The 22,497-nt window shown below is 39.5% G+C and carries 16 protein-coding genes and 3 pseudogenes; 11 read left to right on the forward strand and 8 right to left on the reverse strand.

Annotation, left to right across the window (positions count from 1 at the left end; genetic code table 11):
* Window positions 1–255 precede the first annotated feature (255 nt).
* The 4 genes and pseudogenes from Q7657_RS03860 to Q7657_RS03875 all read left to right on the forward strand — a co-directional run.
* On the forward strand, window positions 256–1,590 hold the full coding sequence (locus Q7657_RS03860) for a paraquat-inducible protein A (RefSeq protein ID WP_107165679.1): 1,335 nt from the start codon (window positions 256–258) through the stop codon (window positions 1,588–1,590).
* Between the two features lie 30 nt (window positions 1,591–1,620).
* Window positions 1,621–3,264, forward strand: a complete 1,644-nt coding sequence (pqiB, locus tag Q7657_RS03865) for an intermembrane transport protein PqiB (protein ID WP_107165680.1) — start codon at window positions 1,621–1,623, stop codon at window positions 3,262–3,264.
* A complete protein-coding gene (locus Q7657_RS03870) occupies window positions 3,264–3,836 on the forward strand; it encodes a PqiC family protein (protein ID WP_107165681.1) in 573 nt (190 codons plus the stop codon). The genes pqiB and Q7657_RS03870 overlap by 1 nt, the downstream gene beginning before the upstream one ends.
* Before the next feature lie 206 nt (window positions 3,837–4,042).
* Window positions 4,043–4,216: pseudogene (locus Q7657_RS03875) on the forward strand (glutathione S-transferase family protein); the annotation flags it as partial.
* 194 nt (window positions 4,217–4,410) lie between these two features.
* Here the strand turns inward: Q7657_RS03875 and Q7657_RS03880 are convergent.
* On the reverse strand, window positions 4,411–5,067 hold the full coding sequence (locus Q7657_RS03880) for an HAD family hydrolase (protein ID WP_107165682.1): 657 nt from the start codon (window positions 5,065–5,067) through the stop codon (window positions 4,411–4,413).
* 210 nt (window positions 5,068–5,277) lie between these two features.
* Here Q7657_RS03880 and cqsA point away from each other — a divergent pair.
* Window positions 5,278–6,448 (forward strand): annotated as a pseudogene (cqsA, locus tag Q7657_RS03885) (alpha-hydroxyketone-type quorum-sensing autoinducer synthase).
* A gap of 72 nt (window positions 6,449–6,520) precedes the next feature.
* On the opposite strand, the gene Q7657_RS03890 reads toward cqsA, so the two are convergent.
* Window positions 6,521–8,566 carry a hybrid sensor histidine kinase/response regulator gene (locus Q7657_RS03890; RefSeq protein WP_107165684.1) on the reverse strand — a complete coding sequence of 682 codons (2,046 nt, stop codon included), beginning with the start codon at window positions 8,564–8,566 and terminating at the stop codon, window positions 6,521–6,523.
* Window positions 8,567–8,881: 315 nt separating this feature from the next.
* Complete coding sequence (locus Q7657_RS03895) at window positions 8,882–10,768, reverse strand: FAD-dependent oxidoreductase (RefSeq protein ID WP_107165685.1); 1,887 nt, start codon at window positions 10,766–10,768, stop codon at window positions 8,882–8,884.
* A 540-nt stretch (window positions 10,769–11,308) separates the two neighbouring features.
* Between Q7657_RS03895 and Q7657_RS03900 the strand changes: the two genes are divergently transcribed.
* Window positions 11,309–11,962 carry a CatB-related O-acetyltransferase gene (locus Q7657_RS03900; RefSeq protein WP_107165686.1) on the forward strand — a complete coding sequence of 218 codons (654 nt, stop codon included), beginning with the start codon at window positions 11,309–11,311 and terminating at the stop codon, window positions 11,960–11,962.
* A gap of 55 nt (window positions 11,963–12,017) precedes the next feature.
* Here the strand turns inward: Q7657_RS03900 and Q7657_RS03905 are convergent, their stop codons facing one another.
* Window positions 12,018–13,427, reverse strand: a complete 1,410-nt coding sequence (locus tag Q7657_RS03905) for an amidohydrolase (protein ID WP_181319818.1) — start codon at window positions 13,425–13,427, stop codon at window positions 12,018–12,020.
* 314 nt (window positions 13,428–13,741) lie between these two features.
* Here Q7657_RS03905 and modA point away from each other — a divergent pair.
* The 4 genes and pseudogenes from modA to Q7657_RS03925 all read left to right on the forward strand — a co-directional run bounded on the left by modA (window position 13,742) and on the right by Q7657_RS03925 (window position 17,347).
* Window positions 13,742–14,513, forward strand: a pseudogene (modA, locus tag Q7657_RS03910) (molybdate ABC transporter substrate-binding protein).
* Between the two features lie 220 nt (window positions 14,514–14,733).
* Entirely contained in the window at window positions 14,734–15,423 is a 690-nt protein-coding gene (gene modB, locus Q7657_RS03915; protein ID WP_060989181.1) for a molybdate ABC transporter permease subunit, read from the forward strand.
* Window positions 15,423–16,514, forward strand: coding sequence for a molybdenum ABC transporter ATP-binding protein ModC (gene modC, locus Q7657_RS03920; protein ID WP_107165689.1), 1,092 nt, complete (start codon window positions 15,423–15,425; stop codon window positions 16,512–16,514). The genes modB and modC overlap by 1 nt, the downstream gene beginning before the upstream one ends.
* A 545-nt stretch (window positions 16,515–17,059) precedes the next feature.
* Window positions 17,060–17,347, forward strand: a complete 288-nt coding sequence (locus Q7657_RS03925) for a hypothetical protein (protein ID WP_107165690.1) — start codon at window positions 17,060–17,062, stop codon at window positions 17,345–17,347.
* A gap of 66 nt (window positions 17,348–17,413) precedes the next feature.
* Here Q7657_RS03925 and Q7657_RS03930 read toward each other — a convergent pair whose 3' ends face one another.
* Window positions 17,414–18,424 carry a DUF2955 domain-containing protein gene (locus tag Q7657_RS03930; protein ID WP_107165691.1) on the reverse strand — a complete coding sequence of 337 codons (1,011 nt, stop codon included), beginning with the start codon at window positions 18,422–18,424 and terminating at the stop codon, window positions 17,414–17,416.
* Between the two features lie 61 nt (window positions 18,425–18,485).
* On the reverse strand, window positions 18,486–19,553 hold the full coding sequence (locus Q7657_RS03935; RefSeq protein WP_107165692.1) for an HlyD family secretion protein: 1,068 nt from the start codon (window positions 19,551–19,553) through the stop codon (window positions 18,486–18,488).
* A gap of 110 nt (window positions 19,554–19,663) precedes the next feature.
* Here Q7657_RS03935 and Q7657_RS03940 point away from each other — a divergent pair, with 110 nt between their 5' ends.
* Window positions 19,664–20,527: a LysR family transcriptional regulator gene (locus Q7657_RS03940; protein ID WP_107165693.1), complete on the forward strand. Its 864-nt coding sequence runs from the start codon at window positions 19,664–19,666 to the stop codon at window positions 20,525–20,527.
* 32 nt (window positions 20,528–20,559) lie between these two features.
* Here the strand turns inward: Q7657_RS03940 and Q7657_RS03945 are convergent, their stop codons facing one another.
* Together Q7657_RS03945 and Q7657_RS03950 are read right to left on the reverse strand one after the other, a co-directional pair.
* Window positions 20,560–21,318, reverse strand: coding sequence for an alpha/beta fold hydrolase (locus tag Q7657_RS03945; RefSeq protein WP_053988958.1), 759 nt, complete (start codon window positions 21,316–21,318; stop codon window positions 20,560–20,562).
* Between the two features lie 21 nt (window positions 21,319–21,339).
* Window positions 21,340–22,467 carry a M14 family zinc carboxypeptidase gene (locus tag Q7657_RS03950; protein WP_258178237.1) on the reverse strand — a complete coding sequence of 376 codons (1,128 nt, stop codon included), beginning with the start codon at window positions 22,465–22,467 and terminating at the stop codon, window positions 21,340–21,342.
* Window positions 22,468–22,497: the final 30 nt, after the last annotated feature.

The following is a 22,497-nucleotide window of genomic DNA, read 5'->3' on the forward strand; positions in this document are numbered from 1 at the left end:
TAACAATGAATAGATATAATACACTGTTTTAAATGGATATTTACATTAATATCAAGGTTTTTTCATTTTGGAAAGTTAAAGTTTCTTGCTCTAAATGCGTTGAAGGACGACAATACGCACCTATTTACATTGAGTGTGTTTAGTTTTTGGGCTAAGCACGTCTATTCTTACTGAGTCACGCTGCAATTAATTTTATTAATAGCATTCAATAGCGAAATGGCTTAGCTAGGAATAAGGATAAAAAGAAACTTTACAATGACAACACAAACGCCACAGCAACAAACGCCATCAGATTTGATGATCGCTTGTGAAGAATGCGGGTTAGTGGTCGATATCCCTGATATACAAGACGGACAAAAAGCAGATTGTCCGCGCTGTGGACACACCTTAACCAAGAAGATCACCATGCCATACCACCGACCGCTTGCGTACGGTATCGCGTGTTTGATCATGCTAGTTCTTAGCCTCTCTTTTCCTTTCCTTTCGTTCAGTGTTAACGGAATGGGGCAACAAATCATGCTGCTTAATGCGGCAGAAACGTTGCAGCATTTTGAAAATAGCGTCTTGGCTATTTTGCTGATGCTAACGGTATTGGTATTTCCTGCAATCTACATCATGTTGGTGCTGTATCTTTATGTACGTGCCGCGCGAGTGAAGCATGCTGGGCATCTATCTGGTAATACGGAAACACTGAAGATGCTTTGCCGTATTTTATTTAGAGTGCAGCCATGGTTGATGGTCGATGTTTTCTTGATCGGCGTATTAGTAAGCTTGGTGAAGATCTCAGCATTAGCACATATCGGTATGGGGTACTCTTTCTGGGCTTTCTGTATCTACAGTGTGCTAGTAGTGAAATGTGTCTCTATGGTGGACAGAACATGGTTATGGGATCAGTTCTTTGCCATGAAGCATATTGATGGCGTACATGAAGGAGATACTCATTTAGACAATAACCATGTGGGTTGTCATGTGTGTAACCAAATTAACCCAATGCCACAAGATCACCATGCTAAATGTATCCGCTGTGAAAGTAAGCTACATGGTTACAACCCACAGCATTCATTACAGTATTCATGGGCATTCTTATTAGCATCGATTGTTTTTTATATTCCAGCTAACTTATATCCGATGATGTACACCGTGAGCTTAGGGCAGACTGAAGGCTCAACCATCATGGGCGGCGTGGTGATGCTATGGCAGATGGGCTCTTGGCCGATTGCGTTAGTGATCTTTATTGCCAGTGTGTTCATTCCTATGGCGAAAATGTTTGCGTTGGCATGGCTTTATTATTGTGCAAGTAAAAAGCCGAATGATTCGACCAACGAAGCGATTAAGCGTTTGAAAATCTATCGAATGACAGAATTTATCGGTCGATGGTCTATGGTTGATATTTTCGTGGTGGCAATTTTAGTAGCTTTGGTGCAATTGAAGAACCTAATGGCGATTTCACCAGGTCCTGCTGCCATTTGTTTTGCCACAGTCGTGGTATTTACCATGCTATCGGCAATGAGTTTCGACCCTCGTGTGTTTTGGGGGAAAGCAAAAACTAATCATGGTTCAGAGTTAAACGCTACTGAATCTAATCAGTAGCAACTAGCTAGTATTAACGAGAAACAGAAGATGAGTGATAACCAGCCAGTTAAGGCTAATGTACATAACCTGAAGCAAGTATCTGCAATCTGGATTATTCCTATTGTGGCTCTCGCTATTGGTATTTGGATGTTTGTTCAGTATTTAAATAGTAAAGGTCCAGAAATAACCATCCGCCTTCCGAATGCTTCGGGAATTGAAGTGGGTAAAACCGCTATTAAATCGCTAAATGTAAATGTTGGTGTTGTCACCAAAGTGAAGTTAAGCGAAGACTACAGCTATATCACTGTTACCGCGCAGATGAATAGCGACACAGAACGCATGTTAAAAGATGACACTAAGTTCTGGGTTGTTAAGCCTCGCATTGGTAAAGAAGGGGTGTCGGGTTTAGATACGCTGTTATCAGGTGCTTATATTGAAATGCAACCAGGTCGTGGTGCTAACGATAAATATAATTTCGTTGCCCTTGAAGTACCACCAGTTGCACCTGCTGATGCGAAAGGTTTACGTGTGGTATTAACCAGCCATGAAGCAGGCAAATTAAGTGTCGGTGATCCTGTTCTTTATGATGGTTTCACTGTGGGTCGCGTTGAGAAAACAAGCTTTGATATCAATAGCAAACAAGCTAACTATCAGCTATTTATCTTCCAGCCTTACGATCGTTTAGTACGTACAACCAGTAACTTTATTATGAAATCTGGTATGAACGTACAAATGGGTGCAGAAGGCTTTAATGTTAAAATTGGCTCATTAGAATCGTTAATCACAGGTGGTGTGACATTTAAAACGCCGTCTGATGATCAAGGTTTTGTCCAAAATAAACAGCTTAAGCATTATCGTTTATTCGATAGCGTTCAGGATTATCACGAGAAAATGTACGATAAGCACATTAACTTCGTGATGCTCTTTAAAGAGTCGATCCGTGGCCTGAAAGCGGGTGCACCGATTGAATATCGTGGTATTCAAATTGGTTCAGTACAAAAAGTGCCATTACGTTTACCAACCAGCTCTGAAGGCTTTACTAGCGATCAAATCCCTGTGCTTGTACGCATCGATTTAGGTCGTGTATACAACAACCTAGATGAAGGTACGCTAGATGATCTTCGTGCTAACTTTGAAGAAGAATTCAAAAATGGTCTACGAGCAACACTGAAAACAGGTAACTTGTTAACAGGTGCGTTGTACATTGGTACTGATGTTTACAAAGGTGAAAAACCTGAGAAACCGTTGAAATATGATGGTTACGATGTGTTCCCAACGAAAGAAGGTGATTTAGCCGAAGTTCAAAAACAAATCAGTACGTTATTGAATAAGTTTAATAAACTACCAGTTGAAGACACATTGAATTCGATGACAGCAACGCTGAAAGCGTCTGAGAAAACAATGAAGTCAGCAGAGCGTGTAACACAAGATCTTGATCGTCTATTAAGTCAGAAAGATACGCAAACATTACCTTCTGATATCAAAGAAAGCTTGAAAGAGATCCAAAATACACTAAATGGCTTTAGCCCAGATGCAGCACCATATCAGAATCTACAAGGTGCATTAGCGCAATTTGAGCAAGTGATGACTGAGCTACAACCTGTACTACGTCAGTTAAATGAAAAGCCAAATTCATTAGTGTTTGGTGATGAGAAAGCGAAAGATCCTATTCCAGTTGGAGGCCGTAAGTAATGAAAAAGTGGTTATTAATTGCAGCGGTAGCGCTAGTTGGAACGGGCTGTAGCTCAACAGAGCCAGCAATGACAACTTACATGTTGCCAATGTCGACAACGGTAAATACAGCACACAATGTCAGTAATAAATCATTGCTGATTGTGCGCCCTGTAGAAGTGGCTGCACATCTAGCAGGTACAGGTTTGGTTTATCAAACAAGCCCAACAGAGATTGTTGAAGCACAACAAAATCTATGGGGTGAAGCATTAGGTAAGCAGCTAACACGTCGTATTACTCAGGATTTACGTCAAAAACAAACTAAGTTCTGGCCGACACAACTAACACCAACGCTATCAACAGCGGGTGTACCTCGTTTGCAGGTACGTATTAACCAGTTCAATGGTGTCTACACAGGTGTTGCAGAAGTGGCAGGTGAATGGCTGTTAATTAACGGTAATGGTGAGTTGGAAACAGTACACCCATTTACTTTCCGTGTGCCATTAGCGAAAGATGGCTATCCAGCACAGGTTGAAGCCTTATCTAAAGGTGTTGATGAGTTAACAACTCAGTTAGCGCAATCTATTAAGTAATAGAACATCGTTTACGATCACAAAGCCGACGTTTATGCGTCGGCTTTTTTTTGCGAGAGAGAAAATAGTGTGCATGAAAAGAATATCGTGTTCATCATTAGCGTTTGATTCAGAACAGAGGGAGGATTTGTTGTGTCAGGCTTGTCTTATGCTTATTAATAAAATGCGACATTTCATTCAATGATGATAAGTGTAAGGAGTCGAGAATGGGGCTGCTAGTTAATGGAAAATGGCACACAGATTGGTACGACACTAAATCAACAGGTGGGAAGTTTAAGCGTAAAGCATCAAGTTTTCGTAACTGGATCACTCAAGATGGCAGTGCAGGAATCACTGGTAAAGCGGGATTTAAAGCCGAGCCAAACAGATATCATTTGTATCAGGTTGGTGGTATAGCACAAACGGTTAATATTGATTACATCAAAGCGGCAGCCATGAGACGATTAATCCCACGCGTATTATCCCTAAAGGGACTGTATTAGACTTTTTATCGCCACATCACAGTATACTTGTATTGATTTAAATCTAACTCGTAAGCTGGTGAGTTAGATTTATCTCAGTGTTATGTTGTTGATCACGCTTGTTGCTTTAATAATTCTAGTGCTTCATGCATTGAAGAGAAAACATGATGACCAAAGGCTTTTACTTCATCACTTGGTTCTACTAAATCAATGATTTGAAAAGCGTGCATATTGGCCGCAATCGCTGCTGTTATACCATTATTTGAATCTTCAAACGCAAGGCATAGCTCTGGTTTAACATTCAGTCGTTTAGCGGCAAGTAGGTAAATTTCTGGATCAGGTTTGCCTTTGCTGACTTCATCACCCGCAGTAACTGTTGAGAAGAAAGAACTCAAACCTGCAAGCTCAAGCTTTTTTAATGCTAATTGTTTATTGGTTGAGGTAGCTACAACCATGGGGATTTGTTGCTGTTGCAGCCATTGTAGTAGTTCAATAACACCGTCTTTGACAGGAATAGCCTGATTTTCGACAATATTAAGGTATGTCTGTTTCCATTGTTGTCTAAAAACAGGGTAATCCATAGCATCGCCATAGCTAGCACATAGTACTTCCTCTACACCAGCCTCGTTGCGTCCAATGATATTAAGATAAGCAGTTTCTAAATAAGGAAGATTGAAATCCTGACAGGTTTGTTTAAATACATTCATACAGACACGTTCTGTATCAAGCAATAAACCATCCATATCAAAAATAAATGCACTGAACTTCATTTTATTAACTAATTTATAAATAAGAAAAGTTATATTCTACCGATAAATAAGTTTTATTAAAATAAATGAATTGTTAAATTTAATCGATTGGGTAAAGTTAAATTTGTTAACTGTGATATAAGTACATTAATTAACTACTTACTTATTTAGTATCGACTAAATCTTATTGGTAGAATTATTACTCCTTTTAGTAAATAAAGAGTAATACAAATGAAAAATTTAAAAATTAAATCACTTCCTAGCTTTATAAAAAAAAGTTGAAGCTCATTTAGAAGCTGATATCTACTCTCGTAAAAATAAAAAACACCTTGTATTAGGTAAAGCTCCTTCAGAAACATCAATTAACTTGCAAAGTAATGATTACTTGGCGATCACAGGTAACGAATATATTCGTCAGCGACATTTAAAAGCCATCACCGAACATAAACATGAAGTGGTAATGTCAGCTGTTTTTCAACATCAATCAGAAACAGGCGATACGTTTGAAGAGCAATTAGCCGCACTGACAGGTTTTGAGAAATGTGTCCTTTCACAATCTGGCTGGGCTGCAAACGTCGGCTTGATTCAGACCATTATCCCTAAAGGTACGCCGATTTATATCGACTTCTTTGCTCACATGTCGTTATGGGATGGAGCAAAGCGGGCTGAAGGGAATATTCAAACTTTCTTGCATAACAATATGCGCCATTTAGAGAAACAAATTAAACGTGAAGGACCAGGATTGATCATGGTGGATTCAGTTTATAGCACTATTGGTACCGTTGCTCCGCTACATACATTGGTTGAGATAGCAAATCGTTACGGTTGCGCCTTGCTGGTGGATGAGTCTCATTCCCTTGGTACACATGGTAAAAATGGTGCAGGGCTAGTGGCTGAATTAGGGCTAACAGATCAAGTTGATTTCTTAACAGCTAGTTTAGCTAAAGCCTTTGCTTATCGTGCTGGGGCGATTTTATGTAGTAAGGAAGTGGCACAGTCATTCCCGTTCACTGCATTTCCTGCCATTTTCAGCTCGGCGTTACTTAATCATGAATTAGAGATCTTAAAAGCCACATTGGATGTGATTAAAGGGGCTGATGATAAGCGTAAAAACTTATTTATTCAGTCTGAAAAATTACGTAGTGGCTTAAGAAATGCTGGATTTCGTATTCAAAGTGAGTCTCAAATTATCGCATTAGAAAGTGGTAATGATGAAAATACCGAAGTGATCCGTGATTATTTAGAATCGCGTGATGTCTTTGGTTCTGTGTTCTGCTCCCCAGCGACACCAAAGAATAAGAACGTTATTCGTATTTCATTAAACAGCGATGTAACCAACGAGGAAATTGAAACTATCGTATCTGTTTGTGAGTCTATGCGAGCGGATTTAGCACTAAAGTAATCTAGATTTTTTTGCCCACTACCACCTTACGTTTACGTAAACGTTACAGGGTAGTGGGTAATTTTTTGAACGTTAGTTGAGATAGCGATTGATGGTTTCAAATATTTGATCTTTGGTTGCTGGCTTAAAGATAAAGCCATTCATGCCTGCAGCTTTTAACTCTTGCTGTTGCTGTGTATTAAGAGAGGCAGAGAAACAAATGATCGGCGTATGATGATGGTTACTGTACTGATCATTGTTACGTATTTGTTTTGCTGTTTCTAATCCTCCCATTAATGGCATTTCTAAATCCATCATAATGAGATCCACATTATGTTCTGCTAAATGTTGAAGCGCTTTTAGTCCGTTTTCTGCGTGAATTACGTGGTAGCCGCTGCGTTGTAGCAAAATACCTGTGTACATACGCAGAGAGGTATTATCGTCTACCAATAAAATTGACTGGGTTTCTTGTTTATTTTGGGTTGGGATTGTTTCTTGATTAAAGTGAGTGAAAAAGTATTTACAGATCCCTTCAGTTAACCCAGATTTTAACTTATTAATATTAACTAGCTTATAATTGACTTTCGGATTTAAAATTAAGTGTAACGCTTGCTCTTCACGATAAAGATAAAGCACCTTCGTGGTCGATAAAGCTAATTTATGCTGCAGCTTGGTCATATAATAGTTATGTTCACCATAACTATCTAAATTAATTAAAATCATATCAGCTATGTTGAGCTGATGTTCAATGTCGACAAGGCGAAATGGACTAACTGATAAAAAGTGGTAGCCAAAAGAAAACGAGTTTTTTTGTAACTCAAATACATCTTGGTTGTTATCACCAATGTATAAAATACGTTTTTTCGACAATAATTCGTATTTAAGCTTATTGGTTGATTTTGAATCAATCTTTGGTAATAGAATAGTGAATTCTGTCCATTCTCCTTGTTGTGATTGGCACGAGATCGTCCCACCAAATGCAGTGATCACTTTCTTACAGAAGGGAAGACCGAGTCCGGAGCTATTTTTCTTACCATGAGTATAAAATTCATTAAAGATGGAGTTTATATTACTTTTGGCAATGCCAACGCCCGTATCTTTCACTTTAATAACATTGTTTAATCTATTAATGTCGATATTAATTTCAATGTGAAAATCTTTTTTACTCTTATAATAAAGTGCATTTTTAATTAAATTAAAAATAACGTAACGAAATAAAATATCACTACCGAAATAAGATGTGTCTTTATTATATTTTACTGTAACGAGTTCTCTATCACTCGATGATTGATAGCCGTAACTCTCAACAGCATTTTTTACTACATTTACAATAGAGTGCTCTTGAAAGGTGTTTTTTGAAATAGCATGTTCATTAATAGAGCTTAATAATAAGTTAATTGTTTCATTACTATTATTAATCACCGTCATATTACTGCGAATGATCGATTTTAATTCGTTAACGTTTTCTTCATGGTTGTGTGTAGATTGCTCGCTACGTTGGCGCAGAATATCAAGCATTAACTCCATTGAAGAATATAGCGAACTAAAAGGATTTCGCATTTCATGAGCGATGCCAGCACTGAAACTACGAGCAAACAATAGCTGATCTTCATAATGAACGTGGTTTCGGTAGTGTGAAGCAATACCTGTAATATAGGCAAAACTGATCACAGCAACGTAACCCCAGTGGAAATTATGAATTTCAGCGTGATTGAAGCTAAACGCTGACAGTGTACCAAGGGCAATGCCAATGATTGACATAGCACTGATAATATAAGCGTCATAAATCAACAAAATAGATAGAAAAACAGCCGTCATAAACGACATGATCCAAATAATTGACCAGTCATTCATTAGCAGCATATAACTAAAGAAAAAAGGCAATGCGATGGTTAACGTGACAACGAAATGGATATCTTTGTAACGAGTGAACCAGTAGGGCATCTGATCTTTAATAATAAAAGGAATAAAAAACGCGCCACAAATAATTCTTAGTAATAAGTTCTCGTAAGGCTGCGGGAATAAATAGTGCCAGATGAAATAGTAAAGAGGAAAGCCAATAGCCCCTAAATAGCCAATAATTGATAAATTAGGCTCAAAATAACGGTAAACATTATTTATTCTATTTCTTATAGTCATTGTCAGAGGTTCTTATGCTTGTTTGGCTTTACTATAAACGAAATGACTACAAGTAAAAATGATCTATAGCGACGATTTTATATTTATTGAGATAATTGTTAACTGTATTTATTACTAGAAATGTAATTACATTGTTATTAAATATGAAGTGGGACTCGTTAGCAATTTGAAGCGGTTTCATGAACTTGAAATGTAATTTATGTAACCGAGTATCTTACGCTTTAATTGTGAATTTAATGTTACATAAAAAGAAATGGGCTGCTAACAAATTAACAGCCCTATATAACCTAATACAGGTGGTTATTTAGATATGTATTAAGCCTTTATTGGTGTCGCTCGGGTAATGAATAAACGACGATCAACCTTATAATCAGTCGCATAGTGGCGTAGTTTACAATCATTACCAGCATCACAACCACAGCTCAAACAACGGTTGGCTTCATCAATAGCTGCTTGCTGTGAGAGTCCTGTTTCTACTTCACTAAAGCTTTGCTCTCTTTGCGCTAGGGTAAGTTCTGGCATTTTAACGCGTAGCACTTTAGCTAATGCATGATGAAGTTTTGATTCAATATCTTGGGTGTTATTACCTGTGGCTAAAGATGCCATTATACGCTTTAGTTTTTCAGCATGCTCTGGACGGATCAAATGGCTACGTTCAACGTTACGAGAGCGGAAAGATTCCGTGTAAAGTTTTTCCATATTACCGCCAAAGTATTCATCAATGGCTTTTGCTGCTTTACGACCATCCGAAATGGCTTCAATTGCAGTGGCAGGACCGCGACGGAAGTCACCAATGGCGAAGATGTTCTTGACCCCAGAATGCATGGTCGCTTCATCAACATTAATGGTATTCCAACGGCTAAATGATAATTCAATATCTTCGTTAGCTAAAAAGCCGGTATCTGTTTTTTGTGAAACCGCAGCGATCACGGTATCAAAGTCTTCAAGCGTGTATTCACCGGTAGGTTTTGGTGAGCAGCGACCAGAAGCGTCAGGTTCGCCTAATGCCATGGTTTCTAATTTCACTTGGCAAACACGGCCGTTTTCATCAGCAATATTCTCAACAGGATTGGTTAAGAAGTGGAACTTCACGCCTTCATGTTCAGCTTCTTCAATCTCGTAGGTTTCTGCTGGCATTTCATCGCGGGTACGACGGTAAATAAGGGTAGTGTCAGCGCCTAAACGTAATGCAGAGCGGGCACAGTCAATAGCAGTATTACCGCCACCAATAACAGCCACTTTCTTACCAATGCTGTATTGCTTATCCATTGCCAGATCTTTTAAGAAATCGACGCCTAAGTAACAACCATCAAGATCGCTACCTGTATAGTTCATTTCGCTTGCTTGTGATGCGCCAATGGCTAAACAAACTGAATCATATTCTTCACTTAAGGAAGTAAGGGTAAAGTCTTCACCTAATTTGGTGTTGGTTTTAATCGTCATGCCGTTGCGACACATTATCTCGATTTCTTTGTCGAGAATCGCTTTCGGTAAGCGGTATTCAGGAATGCCGTAACGTAACCATCCACCGGCTTGAGGCATCGATTCAAATACAGTGACGTTGTAACCTTCGTTACTCAGGAAGTAACCACAGCTTAAACCACCCGGGCCTGCGCCAACGATAGCAATGTTCTTGCCTTTCGTTTCTTTTTTAACAGGCGTGTAGTTTTCTAGTTTTTTAAGATCGATATCTGCGGCATAACGTTTCAGTTGGCGGATTGCTAATGGCTCATCAACTAAGTTACGTTGGCATTTGGCTTCACAGAAAGCAGGGCAAACACGACCAATAGACAGTGGCATTGGCAGTGTTTTTTTGATCACTTCAATAGCTTTTAAATGTTCGTTATTGGCAATGAAGTATAGGTACGATTGAATATCAACATTGGCAGGGCAGGCAACTTGGCAAGGTGGCACGCTACAGTTGGTATTGGCACGTTGTAAAATACGCTCAAGGTTGTGTTTTCTTATATTTGTTAGTACTTGAGACTCTGTTGTTACAACCATGCCGTCGGTTGGTTGAATATCACAGGCTTTGACAATGCCTTTGCCTGCGACTTCAACATCACAAAGTACGCACTCTTGGCTGAATTCATCAACATCACATAAAGAAGGAATTTCGATACCACATTTTTTGGCGGCAGCTAAAAGAGTTTGATTTTTATCTACGTTATAAGATTGTCCATCAATAGTAATAGTAACCATTAATTGCCTCTATTGTTATTTATTTACTGGGCTGCAAGCTATGCTGGTTATTTAGATAATGATTATGAAAGGAAGGTGAATATTGAATTGAAGTGATAAATAGGTAGGGTAATTTTATTTATCTATATCAATCAGGTTACGCATCATAGGTTGAGATACTATTACTTGACGCTTTTATAATCATTATACAAATCCTATTAAGTATATAATATCTTGAGTTTAAATAGAATATTCTATTTTGGCATGGTCTTTAATTGAATAAATAACAGTATTTTGCTTTGATAGGAAGGTTTATAGGTTAATAAAATTAACAATGGTTAAGCTAGTTATATTTTCTTTAATTGAACTAATTTCTATAAATACAATAAAGCAAACGATTATCTGTAAATTTAATGGAGATGCTATTAATTAATTGTTATTCACTGTTTGTTTATATGGTTAGTATTTATCTTCAGTGTTTAATTTAATATAACGATTATTATCTTCAGCAGTGATTTGAGATCCATTACACTTAGGTGCATTGAGCATGTAGGAGTATTTATGGCGCAGTTTGAAACATGGTTACAAGGTCAGGAGCTAAAAGGAACTATTACCAACCCGAATATCATTGTCGGTGACTACAGTTATTATTCTGGTTATTACCATGGTAAATCGTTTGAGGATCAAGCGGTTCGCTACTTGCTTGGTGATCAGGTGACACAAGAGGTTTGGCAAAGTGGGGTATTCGGCGAGGTTGATAAACTAATCATTGGTAAATTTTGCTCTATAGCGTCAGGGGCAACATTCATGATGGCGGGCAATCAAGGTCACCGTATTGATTGGATTTCAACATTCCCGTTTGGTAATGCGTTTGGTGACGATGTACCAAGTGGTTTTAAGCGTGCCGGTGATACTGTGATTGGTAATGATGTTTGGATTGGCTCTGAGGCGATGATAATGCCAGGGGTTAACATTGGTAATGGTGCGGTGATCGGCTCGCGTTCAGTGATCACCAAAGATGTTGCGTCTTATACTGTTGTCGTTGCCAATAACCATGTGGTTAAACAGCGCTTTCAGCCAGAACAAATTGAGATGCTAACGGAAATGCAATGGTGGGATTGGTCAGAGCAACAACTGAAACAAGCCATACCATTGATGTGCAGTGGTGATGTTGAACAGCTTTACCACTATTACCTTAAGCATATTAAAGAATAAAAAATAGGGCAGCGAAACGTGTTCGTTGCCCTATATCTAACTAATAAGAGATTAGTTACTGTACGATTTCGCCGCTTTCGATTACAGTTTTACGCACTTTATCAGCAAAAGTTTGTGCTTCTTTGCGGATATTGTCTTCGTTTACTGTTAGTAGATTACGGTCTTCCATGATCACTTTACCATCAACAATAGTGTGCTTAACGTTAGTTGCGTATGCAGAGTAAACCAGTGCTGAGTATGGGTTGTAAACCGGAACCATGTTTGGTGCTTTAGTATCGATAACGATCACATCAGCCAGTTTACCTACTTCAAGTGAACCTAATTTATCTTCCATATGAAGGGCACGCGCTGCACCAATGGTAGCCATCTCGATAACGTTCTTCGGTGGCATTGCGGCACGATCTTTATTAACCAGTTTATGTACTTTCGCTACTTGGTTAAATTCATCAATTGTACTTAGTGTGTTACCTGACATTGGGCCATCAGTACCCAGACCGATACGTAGATCTTCGTTAAACATTTTCAGTGCAGGCGAAACACCTTTTGCTGATTTGATGTTGGCACTCATGTTATGAGCTACACCCACATCGTGCTTTTTCAAAATCGCAATGTCTTCATCGTTAGCATCAATCACGTGTGCAGCGATGAAGTTATCATTTAGCGCACCGATTGATTCCATGTATTTCACAGGCGATAAACCACCAGAGCGTTTAGCAATCACATCACGCTCACGATCAGATTCTGCTAAGTGCATCATCACTGGCGCATCATATTTCATTGATAGCTCAGCGATCTTTTGTAGTGTTTCTGTTGAGTTGGTGTATGGGCCATGTGGCGCAAATGCCATTGTGATACGTGGGTGATCTTTATATTCTTTGATCAGCTTTTCTGCGTACTTGATACCATCTTCTGGTGTTTTTGCACTAGCAACAGGGAACTTAATGATCGTTTCACCTAAGATTGCGCGCATACCGATTTGGTCAACGGTTTTAGCAACTTCATCTTCAAAGTAGTACATGTCGGCATAAGTGGTAACACCACCTTTTACCATTTCAACGTTACCCAGTTGTGCACCAATGCGTACCATTTCACGTGATACTAGCTTTTTCTCTAATGGGAAAATGTAGCGGTGAAGACGATCTGGCACATCGTCAGCTAATGAGCGAAATACTGTCATAGAAGCGTGAGTATGGGTGTTGATCAAACCAGGCATCACAATATCACCATCAGCATCAATGGTTTTTGCTGACTTGTATTCACCAATATTTGAACCATCTGTTACAGCGACGATTTTGTTGTCTTTAATTGCAACTAAGCCACGGTCGAAGATAGTGCGATCACGATCCATGGTGAGGATTTGTCCATTTTTGATCAAAAGATCAACATTTTCGATAGCAAAAGCAGAGCTGCTAGCAAGAGATAAAGTAGCTAATGAAGCTGCTAATAACGTTTTCTTTAACATCAAGTATCACCGAAGAGATGGGGTTTTGCGCAGATAATACCGAGTAATTTTTTATTGAAAATAAGAATTTTATTTATTGCTTTTATTTGTGATCTTTGTCGCTATCGGTGGTTTTTAAAATGCTTTTTTAGAATAAAAATCCAAGGTAATCGTTTGCTTTTTATCTTTTTAATGATAAATAACTTTTGTATTAACCAGAAAAAAGTGATGTAGCACTTGGTAAATATCCTAATTTTATGGACGTAGGTTGGAAGAGATAAAACTTTGTTATTTTCGATATGTAGTTTACTATATATCGGAATTTCTAGGAGCACTTTATGTCACGCAAATTGGTTTTAGCCACCGCAGCTGTTTTCTCACTTTTTTCTATTTCAGCTTCCGCCACTGATAACAATATTACCGTTTTCGCTGCTTCATCATTAACTAATGCGCTAAATGATATTGCGGCTAAATACCAGCAAGAAACAGGTGTAAAAACAACGCTTTCTTTCGCATCGTCTTCAGCCCTAGCACGTCAAGTCGCATTAGGTGCTCCTGCGAATATTTACCTTTCTGCGAATGAAAAGTGGATGGATTATGTTGAGCAGCAGGGGTGCTGTGATTGATAACAGTCGAGTTGATGTGCTGAAAAACAGCTTGGTGATGGTAGCTCCTACGAATTACCCTCAAAATAACATTACACTGACTGCGAGTTGGGATTTAAGCAAAGCCTTAGATGGCACTCGATTGGCTGTAGGCAACCCTGATAACGTACCAGCTGGGCGTTATGCTAAGCAGTCGTTGGAATTTTTACATTTATGGAAGCAAGCGGAGCCACTATTAGCACGTGCTAACAATGTGCGATCTGCATTAGTACTCGTTGAACGTGGTGAAGCTCAATTAGGTATCGTATATAAAACCGATGCGGAAATTTCTAAGAAAGTGAAAATTGTGGCGATATTCCCAGCTGATTCGCATAAGCCAATCACTTATCCAATGGCATTAGTAAAAGGCAACGACACACCAGCGGCGAAAGCGTTTTATCAATACTTACAGCATGATGAAGCTAAAGCTATTTTCAAGCAGTATGGCTTTGGTACGGTGAAGTAAGCACATTTGCCTAAATGTCATTTAAGACGAAAATAATAAGCAATGAAGAGCACTGAATATGATATTTCGGTGCTTTTTTGTTTATTTTAAGAGCAACTACGATGTTTTATGGAAATCGTTACTGACTCTAGTTAGCTGATTACTTATGCTACCGCTATGATTAAAAACCCTGTGCTTGAAAGTGCATAGGTTTGTGGTTTGAAACACAGGATTGTTTGCTTTGCTTACAGATTATGAATTACAAGCGTTGCTGCTGAGTTTAAAAATTTCAAGTGTGGCAGTGCTATGTAGCCTTCCTTTCGGCATTGCTTGTGCTTGGTTATTAGCACGCCGTAATTTTTGGGGTAAATCCTTACTTGATGGGATGATCCACCTGCCATTAGTGTTACCTCCCGTTGTGATTGGTTATTTGCTGTTGATCTCTATGGGTCGCCAAGGAGTAATAGGTAAATGGCTGTATGAATGGTTTGGCTTCAGTTTCAGTTTTAGCTGGCGTGGTGCGGCACTGGCTGTTGCTGTGGTGTCGTTTCCGCTGATGGTTCGTTCGATCCGCTTAGCGTTAGAAGGAGTCGATAAAAAGCTAGAGCAAGCAGCACGTACATTAGGGGCATCACCACTACGAGTGTTCATGACCATCACTTTGCCTTTAACGATCCCCGGTATTCTGACCGGCACTATTTTAGCCTTTGCGCGTGCCTTAGGTGAGTTTGGTGCAACGATCACCTTTGTGTCGAATATTCCAGGACAAACTCAAACGATCCCCTTAGCCATGTATTCCTTTATTGAAACACCGGGCGCAGAAAGTGAAGCGGCTCGTTTATGTGTGGTAGCGATTGTGATTGCGCTTTCTTCATTGTTTGCTTCTGAGTGGTTAACTCGTATGGCAAGAAAACGCTTGGAAGTGATGTAATGTCGGAAAATAAACGATTAAAGATCCAATTTAAGCAACAGCTTGGTGATTTAGCTTTAGATGTTGATTTAAACGTACCCATGAAAGGGATCACCGCGATTTTCGGTCGCTCTGGTGCAGGTAAAACTTCGTTAGTGAATGTGTTATCAGGACTAACTAAGCCCGATCAAGGCGAAATCAAACTTGGTGACCATACCTTATATAACAGTGCAGAGAAGATCTTCTTATCGCCTGATAAACGCAAGATTGGTTATGTATTTCAAGACGCGCGTTTGTTTCCTCATTACAGCGTAAAAGGTAATTTAAACTACGGTGTGAAAGAGCTTGATGAAGCGCATTTTGATGATGTCGTAAAACTGCTTGGTATTGAGCCTTTGTTACACCGTTACCCCTCGTCACTTTCTGGAGGCGAGAAACAACGTGTTGCTATTGGTCGTGCATTACTGACCAAGCCTGATATGTTGTTAATGGATGAGCCATTAGCATCACTAGATATGCCGCGTAAACAGGAGTTAATGCCGTACCTAGAACGATTAGCGAAAAGCGTTAACACTCCTATTATTTATGTGACTCATAGCCTTGATGAGATTTTGCGTCTTGCCGATTCTATGGTGATGCTAAACCAAGGTAAAGTAGTGATTTCTGGTCATGTTAACTCTGTGTGGAGTTCGCCAGAGATGCGCCCGTGGTTACCAGCCAAAGAGCAAAGCTCACTGCTGAGTGCTCGAGTGAATTACAACCATCCTAAATATGCGTTAACACAGGTGATGTTAAGTCATGACGCTTTCTTATGGGTAAGTCGTTTGCATCAACAACGTGGTGAGTGGGTTCGAGTGCGTATTTTCTCAAACGATGTCTCTATTGCTCGCGAAATGCCATTACAAACCAGTATCCGTAATATTTTGGCAGCGAGAGTGGATAAAATTCATTATGCCGAAGATGAACGTGTTGAAGTGAAGCTTCGTGTTGGTGAAACACACTTATGGGCAAATATTACCGCATGGGCAGCAGATGAGTTAGATTTGCATATAGGTGAGCAGGTTTATGCCCAAATTAAAGGCGTAAATGTCACTAAGGATGATTTAGCTTAGCGATACTCAATATTAAGACAGCCAAAGGACTTGGCTGTTTTTGCTTTTTACCTAGTCATAATTTGCTATTACTTTATCTCGATAATGAGGTTTTAAATTCAATATCAATCAATTTCTTACTGATTATTAATGTTAAGTTATTCATTTTCTGCAAAGGTATAAAAAGCGAAAAACTATTAATAAATCAACCAAAAATGCAGCAAAATATTTACTCATGTTGTTTACCCTCCATTATCTCATTCTAGATGTTTATTTTTCTTTTGGTGTTATATCCCACTTTTAACACCAGTGATCTAGCCATAACTTAATCTATATAACCATCAAAAATGTAATGTGACGATGAAACGATTTATATCATTCGTTGTGTTGCGACTTTTCTTTTTTGACTTATACCTACTTAATACAGCCACGATGATGGAAAGGTAATAGGGATAACGACAAAAAAGAATGGTGACTGGTTTTCTTTTATGGGTGTCAAACGCAGCTAATGGACGCTGGCTTTGTGGCATAGGTAGAGATCATTTTGATAACTAAGGATTTTATTGATGAAGAGTATATTATTTTTATTTGCATTAATGATGTCATTCGGTGCTTTTGCTGACGATCATGGTGGTGCTGATCATGCATCTGATGGACAGCATATGGAAAAAACAGAATCACATGATCATGATGGCTCAGCTGGTGACGCAGAAGGAACGACTGATAGTGATGGGGAAGAGCCATTAGTTGAAGAAGAGTCTGATTCGTCTGATGGTGATCACGAACATGGTGAAGAACATGGCTCACACGATGAAAGTGAGCATAATGAAAGTGGACATAGTACAGACGATTAGTTCGTTAATTTTACGATAAAACATAAACAGCTAAGCATGACCACTTAGCTGTTTTTTGTTGGGGGATTAAAACTGCTCGTTAGGTGCTTTGATGATGCGCACTAAGAAATGATGGGTTATCCATATCACTAAAGAAGTAAGTACAACAGCAACAAAGATCGAGCTAAAACGATATAAAATCGAGAAGAACGCATCTTTCTTTTCAGGGACTAAAGCGGTTGTTAGCGGTACGGTTAACGCTGACATTGCGGAAAATGCAATACTTGATTTAATTGAACCTTGTGCAATCCAGCGACAGAAAAAGCCAGCTGCAATGGCATATGCCATTAAAAACAAGATGCCATTATTGATCCAAGAGTAAAGGCCAAGCTGAATGATCATTCCTGCTAAACATCCAAGAAATGTGCCCGTAATACGGATTTTCGCTACTGCCATTGAGCCGATGAGCGTCATTGGGGCAAGCACAATAAAGATCGATGCTTGAGCTGATAGTGAATCTTGTAAGTCACCAAATTGGAACAATAAGAAAGCAATCATGGCGACAATCCAACCTAATGCGGTTTGGCGTAGCATACCAATGTGATCAACACGCTGAGCATTACTCGTTGCTGGTGGCGCAGATTGTTCTGATGTCGGTTCTGGAAATAAAAAATAAGCCAGTGCAGTAATAGGGGCAGTGACTAATCCACACATCCATAACGTGATGCTGAAGTCTTCAATATCAAACCCTGTGTAGCTGCCAAAGTTAAACATGATTGAGCCAATTAATAAGCCTGAAAAACCAAACAAATAGGTTTTAGGATTGGTCATCGCAATACATTTACCCAGCAGCATAAGCCCAACAGCAACGGTCATGAGTAATGGGTAAGGCTGTAAAAATCCTGAAATGACGGTGACTTGTAATGTTGTCCAAACGATACCAACAATCAACTGGATGATGATAGAGGGCGTCCATCGCTCAGCATTCATCAACACCATAATAGGAAGTAAAGCGGTGAAAAAACCGTACGGCCAACCAAAAATCATACTGATCGCAAGCCCTAATACGCATCCGAACCAAATCCGCATTGTTTTCATGTAATTCTCCTAAATCAAGAGATGAGAAAGGGCGATCACTTTATGAGTGATCGCGCAGCGGTTAGTAGATGTAGTGTAGCCAGCTAGCTAGATGAATTTGGAGACTTGCTAGTGTTTGCCATACAGGGTTGTTATCTGGGTAAATAACCACGGTGGCACGAGAGCCAATAAAGAGTTGCTTTGGCAGTGGTGTATCACTATTAAGGTTAACGCGAACACGTTGTGCATCACGTACCCAACGGTTATTCACTTCAACAGCACTTAACTGACCATTTGGGGTTTCTTGTGCAGCCGCAACACCAAAATCACGAGTAGCGATATGGAAATCAAACACCTGCCCTGGAAGGGCGTCGTAAGCAACGTAAGCGACAGAATCTTTGTTGATTAATGCAGTAGACTTTTCGCGAAAATCTGCAGAAACCCACATAGAGTTAGTTGGAATAAAAGTCAGCATTGGGTGGTTAGCACTTGCCATTGTGCCGACATCGAGCTGTAAGTTGGTGATAACGCCATCACTAGGTGCAGTAATTTTGGTATGGGCAAGATCTAACTCTGCTTGTTTTAGCGCATTTTTAGCAGACATAACCATGGTGCTTTCATCTGGCTTTTTACCTAATTTTGCTTGAATACTCAGTAATTGTTGCTGTGCTGCGTGAAATGTTGAAAGCGAGCTACGATCTTTCGCTAATGCGGTATCCCGCATAGAAACAGACACTAACTTCTTAGCTGCCAATTGGTTAATACGATTATATTCACTATGGGCGTTATCATAGTTTGCTTTGCTTGTCGCAACATTCGCTTGCGCGGCTTTAGATTGTGCAACTAATGATATCTCTTGCTCTTTAGCTTGTTGTAATGCCAATTTTGCCCGATCAACCGCTAATTCATATTTACTTGGATCAATGGTAAACAGCACCTCACCTTTAGTGACTTTTTGGTTATTTTTAATTTCAACGGATGTGATATTACCTGATACTTCTGGTGCAATTTGCACTACATAGCCACGAACGCGGCTTTCCGTTGTAAGGGGAATATGTCTATCTGCAACAATGATATAGCCTAGGAAAATAAGGAATAAAATGATGAGGCTTTTCATCCAGCGACGAAATGTTGTGTCTGTATTAGCCATACTTTTCTCATTATAGTGATCTTTATCACATTATTATATTGAGTACAGATTTGATTAAAAAGATTGATAAATATTACACTTATGATTCATTTTTAGGACAATGGTGAGCCATGAAAGCGTCACTCGATGATATTTACCTATTCATGTTAACGGTAAGGCATGGGGGGATAAGTGCTGCGGCTAAAGCACACTCAATGCAGCGTTCAAAAATAAGTCGTCGCATTCAAGAACTAGAGCAAGCCTTAGGCTGTCAGCTGTTAATTCGTACCACTCGCCAAATTGAATTAACAGAAAATGGTCGTTTGTTTTATCAGTATATTAATCAACCCTTGAATGATGTTACGCAAGCGGTCAGCTTACTTGAGAATCAACAGCATGCATTTAGTGGTCGTCTGAAAATTGCGATACCAGCTGCAGTTGTCGCATCACCAGTATTCCTCGATTTATTAGACAGTTATTCGGCACAGTTTCCTGATGTAACATTAGACATTGTGCATCGCCATGAGAGCGTGGATCTCAAGCGAGAAAATATCGATCTGCAACTGCTGCCAAATGTTGTTGATGTGATCAATGATGACTATGTGCAACAAACATTATTGTCATCTTCTAACCGTTTATTTTGTTCGCCTAAGTACTTTGAGTCTGCGGAGTTACCGGGCACAATGGATGAACTTTACCAGCATCCGATCCTATCAAGTCGATACACATCAGCCTTGTTACCCGATGGGATGAATCTGCGGCTAGTGTCAGAAGATTTTGGTTTAATTAAGCAGCTAACAGAAACCGGTCGGGGTATTGCGCTACTTCCGATTGTCCTGTTTAAAGAGCAAGTTGCACGTGGGGAGTTAATCCCTGTTATGCATGATACGTTTGAGCTAGATATTGTGATGACACTGGTTTACCCATCACGACGTTTTATCCCTGAAAAAACGCGAGCTATGATTGAGTTACTACGCAGTAGCTTCTTTAAATAGATAGCGTTAATGGCATTTAATCATAACGGTAATTAGAAAAAGTATTTAGCTTGCAAGCTGACCCACTCAGGATCATCAAGAGGAATATCGTGACCAGCACTCGGGTGAATGGTGATTGGCAGTGACCAGTGTTTGGCAAGTTTTAGGCTGCATTGATAGTTAACCAATTTATCGCAGCGGCTTGCGAGTATATGTATTGCATGTTGCGGTTGTTTACATAGTCTGAACTGGCGACAGGCATTGATTTGGCGGTACATATTAGTACATGAAATAGGGTGTTCAGCTTTCCAATTTGCCCATTGATGTGTGATAGCCGCGAGCTCTTCAAGACTCCATAAACGGTTTGATGTCAGGCGGATGACTTTTTCCTCTTGTTTGTAATTGGGTAGCACGAGGATATGAAGTAAATCGAAATAACGTTGCCAACGTAAGCGTTGGTAAAAGGGGGACAATGATTGGGTACTGGTATTGATCAATAAGGCTTTATTTATATCGTTAGGATACAGCGCCATCCATTTTAGGGCGATCATACCTCCCATAGAGATTGCAATAATGTCAGCACTATCATCATCTGTGTGTCGTAATTCAACAAATTGATGATGAAGATCTTTGGCTATCTCATCCAATGTTTCAGGGGTGGATTCTTTATGACGGATACCATTACCTGCAATATCAAGACATAAAATATCATGGTGGGGAAAGTTTTCTTTCAAGCGATGAACAAACGCACCCCAGTGAAATTGATCACGGAATAATCCTCTTAATAAGATGATTGTACGTCTTTTTGTCATGTCTCTCGTCACTAATGTTTTTTATGGCTTTGAATACCAGCGCATGATTGCCTGTTGATGATAGTGATGGTTATCTTTATGTTTAAACCACGCGCCATAATTTGCAGTGGCATTGATCAAAAAATCCATCAGTACGATATGCTTTTGTAAGACTCGTTGAACACGCTGTGGACGCATAGGGTTGAAGATCCCAAGTGATTGTCTGAGTTGTAGCGGATTCTTTTTTATCCAGCGCCATGATCCCATTTCTAATGTTAGCGGTAATATGGATTGTTGCTGTATTAAACATTGCTCACTGATGTGATCCCATAAATCGCCATGGCATAAGTAGTGTAGTGCTTGTGGTTCAAATACATAATTATGATTGGGGTAGGTGGTCGAAAATTTATCTCTCAAATGGTAGATGTCACCAATGTAAGGAAAAGGTTTAATGGCGCTATGCGCATAAGGAAACCATAGCCTATCTTTTACGCCAAAACCTGAATGGCAGTCGAGTGACAGTGTCACTGGTCGATGTTGGGTCAGTGTAATCACATAACTTGCAAGTGCCGCCGCTTCAATTTCCATTGGTTGTCCCTCTTGCCCTCGATACCAAGGAATATGAGGTGACAAACGATGTCCACCGACTAACAAAGCCGCTTTTTCACTGCATTCAACAGGTGCATTGCGCATGAGATCAACATGATTGCCATTTGAGCGATAGCACTTAGCCATGCCGACAGGATTAACTAAGGGAATAAATACGAGGTGAATATGTTGAAGCGTGTGTTGTAAATTCCGATCCCATACTAATCGCTCTGTGATGGCATGTAGGTACGACAGTAATACTTGGCTACCAATGCGTTCTAGTCCGTGAATGCCACCAACAAAAAGCATTAATGGCGCAGTGGGTGAGCGTGTACCTAAGTGAATAGCATAAAGCGGAAAGTGTTTTGCTGTGTAGTCTGAGAAATGCAGAGGACTGGGAATATTGGCTAAAACTTTATAGCTAAATGGTGTAGCGAATGGGTATTGATGTAAGCGATCAATTAACGTTTCGAGTTGAGTAAACTCAGGTAGATGTTTGGTAATGGAGTATCGTTGAGCATTAAGCAAAAGAGCCTCACAAACACAGGTAAAGAAAGATACAGTACCAATGAATGTTGACACTTCAGTGTCAGGCTCTTTTCTCTAATGCAT

The sequence above is a fragment of the Candidatus Photobacterium acropomis genome (assembly GCF_030685555.1).
In the GTDB taxonomy this organism is placed as follows: domain Bacteria; phylum Pseudomonadota; class Gammaproteobacteria; order Enterobacterales; family Vibrionaceae; genus Photobacterium; species Photobacterium lucens.

Coding starts and splice junctions, on each gene's coding strand:
- Q7657_RS03945 (WP_053988958.1), bottom strand. CDS start 21,318: ATGACAAAAAGACGTACAATCATCTTATTAAGAGGATTATTCCGTGAT.
- Q7657_RS03930 (WP_107165691.1), bottom strand. CDS start 18,424: ATGAAAACAATGCGGATTTGGTTCGGATGCGTATTAGGGCTTGCGATC.
- Q7657_RS03900 (WP_107165686.1), top strand. CDS start 11,309: ATGGCGCAGTTTGAAACATGGTTACAAGGTCAGGAGCTAAAAGGAACT.
- Q7657_RS03935 (WP_107165692.1), bottom strand. CDS start 19,553: ATGGCTAATACAGACACAACATTTCGTCGCTGGATGAAAAGCCTCATC.
- modC (WP_107165689.1), top strand. CDS start 15,423: ATGTCGGAAAATAAACGATTAAAGATCCAATTTAAGCAACAGCTTGGT.
- Q7657_RS03880 (WP_107165682.1), bottom strand. CDS start 5,067: ATGAAGTTCAGTGCATTTATTTTTGATATGGATGGTTTATTGCTTGAT.
- Q7657_RS03940 (WP_107165693.1), top strand. CDS start 19,664: ATGAAAGCGTCACTCGATGATATTTACCTATTCATGTTAACGGTAAGG.
- Q7657_RS03860 (WP_107165679.1), top strand. CDS start 256: ATGACAACACAAACGCCACAGCAACAAACGCCATCAGATTTGATGATC.
- pqiB (WP_107165680.1), top strand. CDS start 1,621: ATGAGTGATAACCAGCCAGTTAAGGCTAATGTACATAACCTGAAGCAA.
- Q7657_RS03925 (WP_107165690.1), top strand. CDS start 17,060: ATGAAGAGTATATTATTTTTATTTGCATTAATGATGTCATTCGGTGCT.
- Q7657_RS03890 (WP_107165684.1), bottom strand. CDS start 8,566: ATGACTATAAGAAATAGAATAAATAATGTTTACCGTTATTTTGAGCCT.
- Q7657_RS03895 (WP_107165685.1), bottom strand. CDS start 10,768: ATGGTTACTATTACTATTGATGGACAATCTTATAACGTAGATAAAAAT.
- Q7657_RS03870 (WP_107165681.1), top strand. CDS start 3,264: ATGAAAAAGTGGTTATTAATTGCAGCGGTAGCGCTAGTTGGAACGGGC.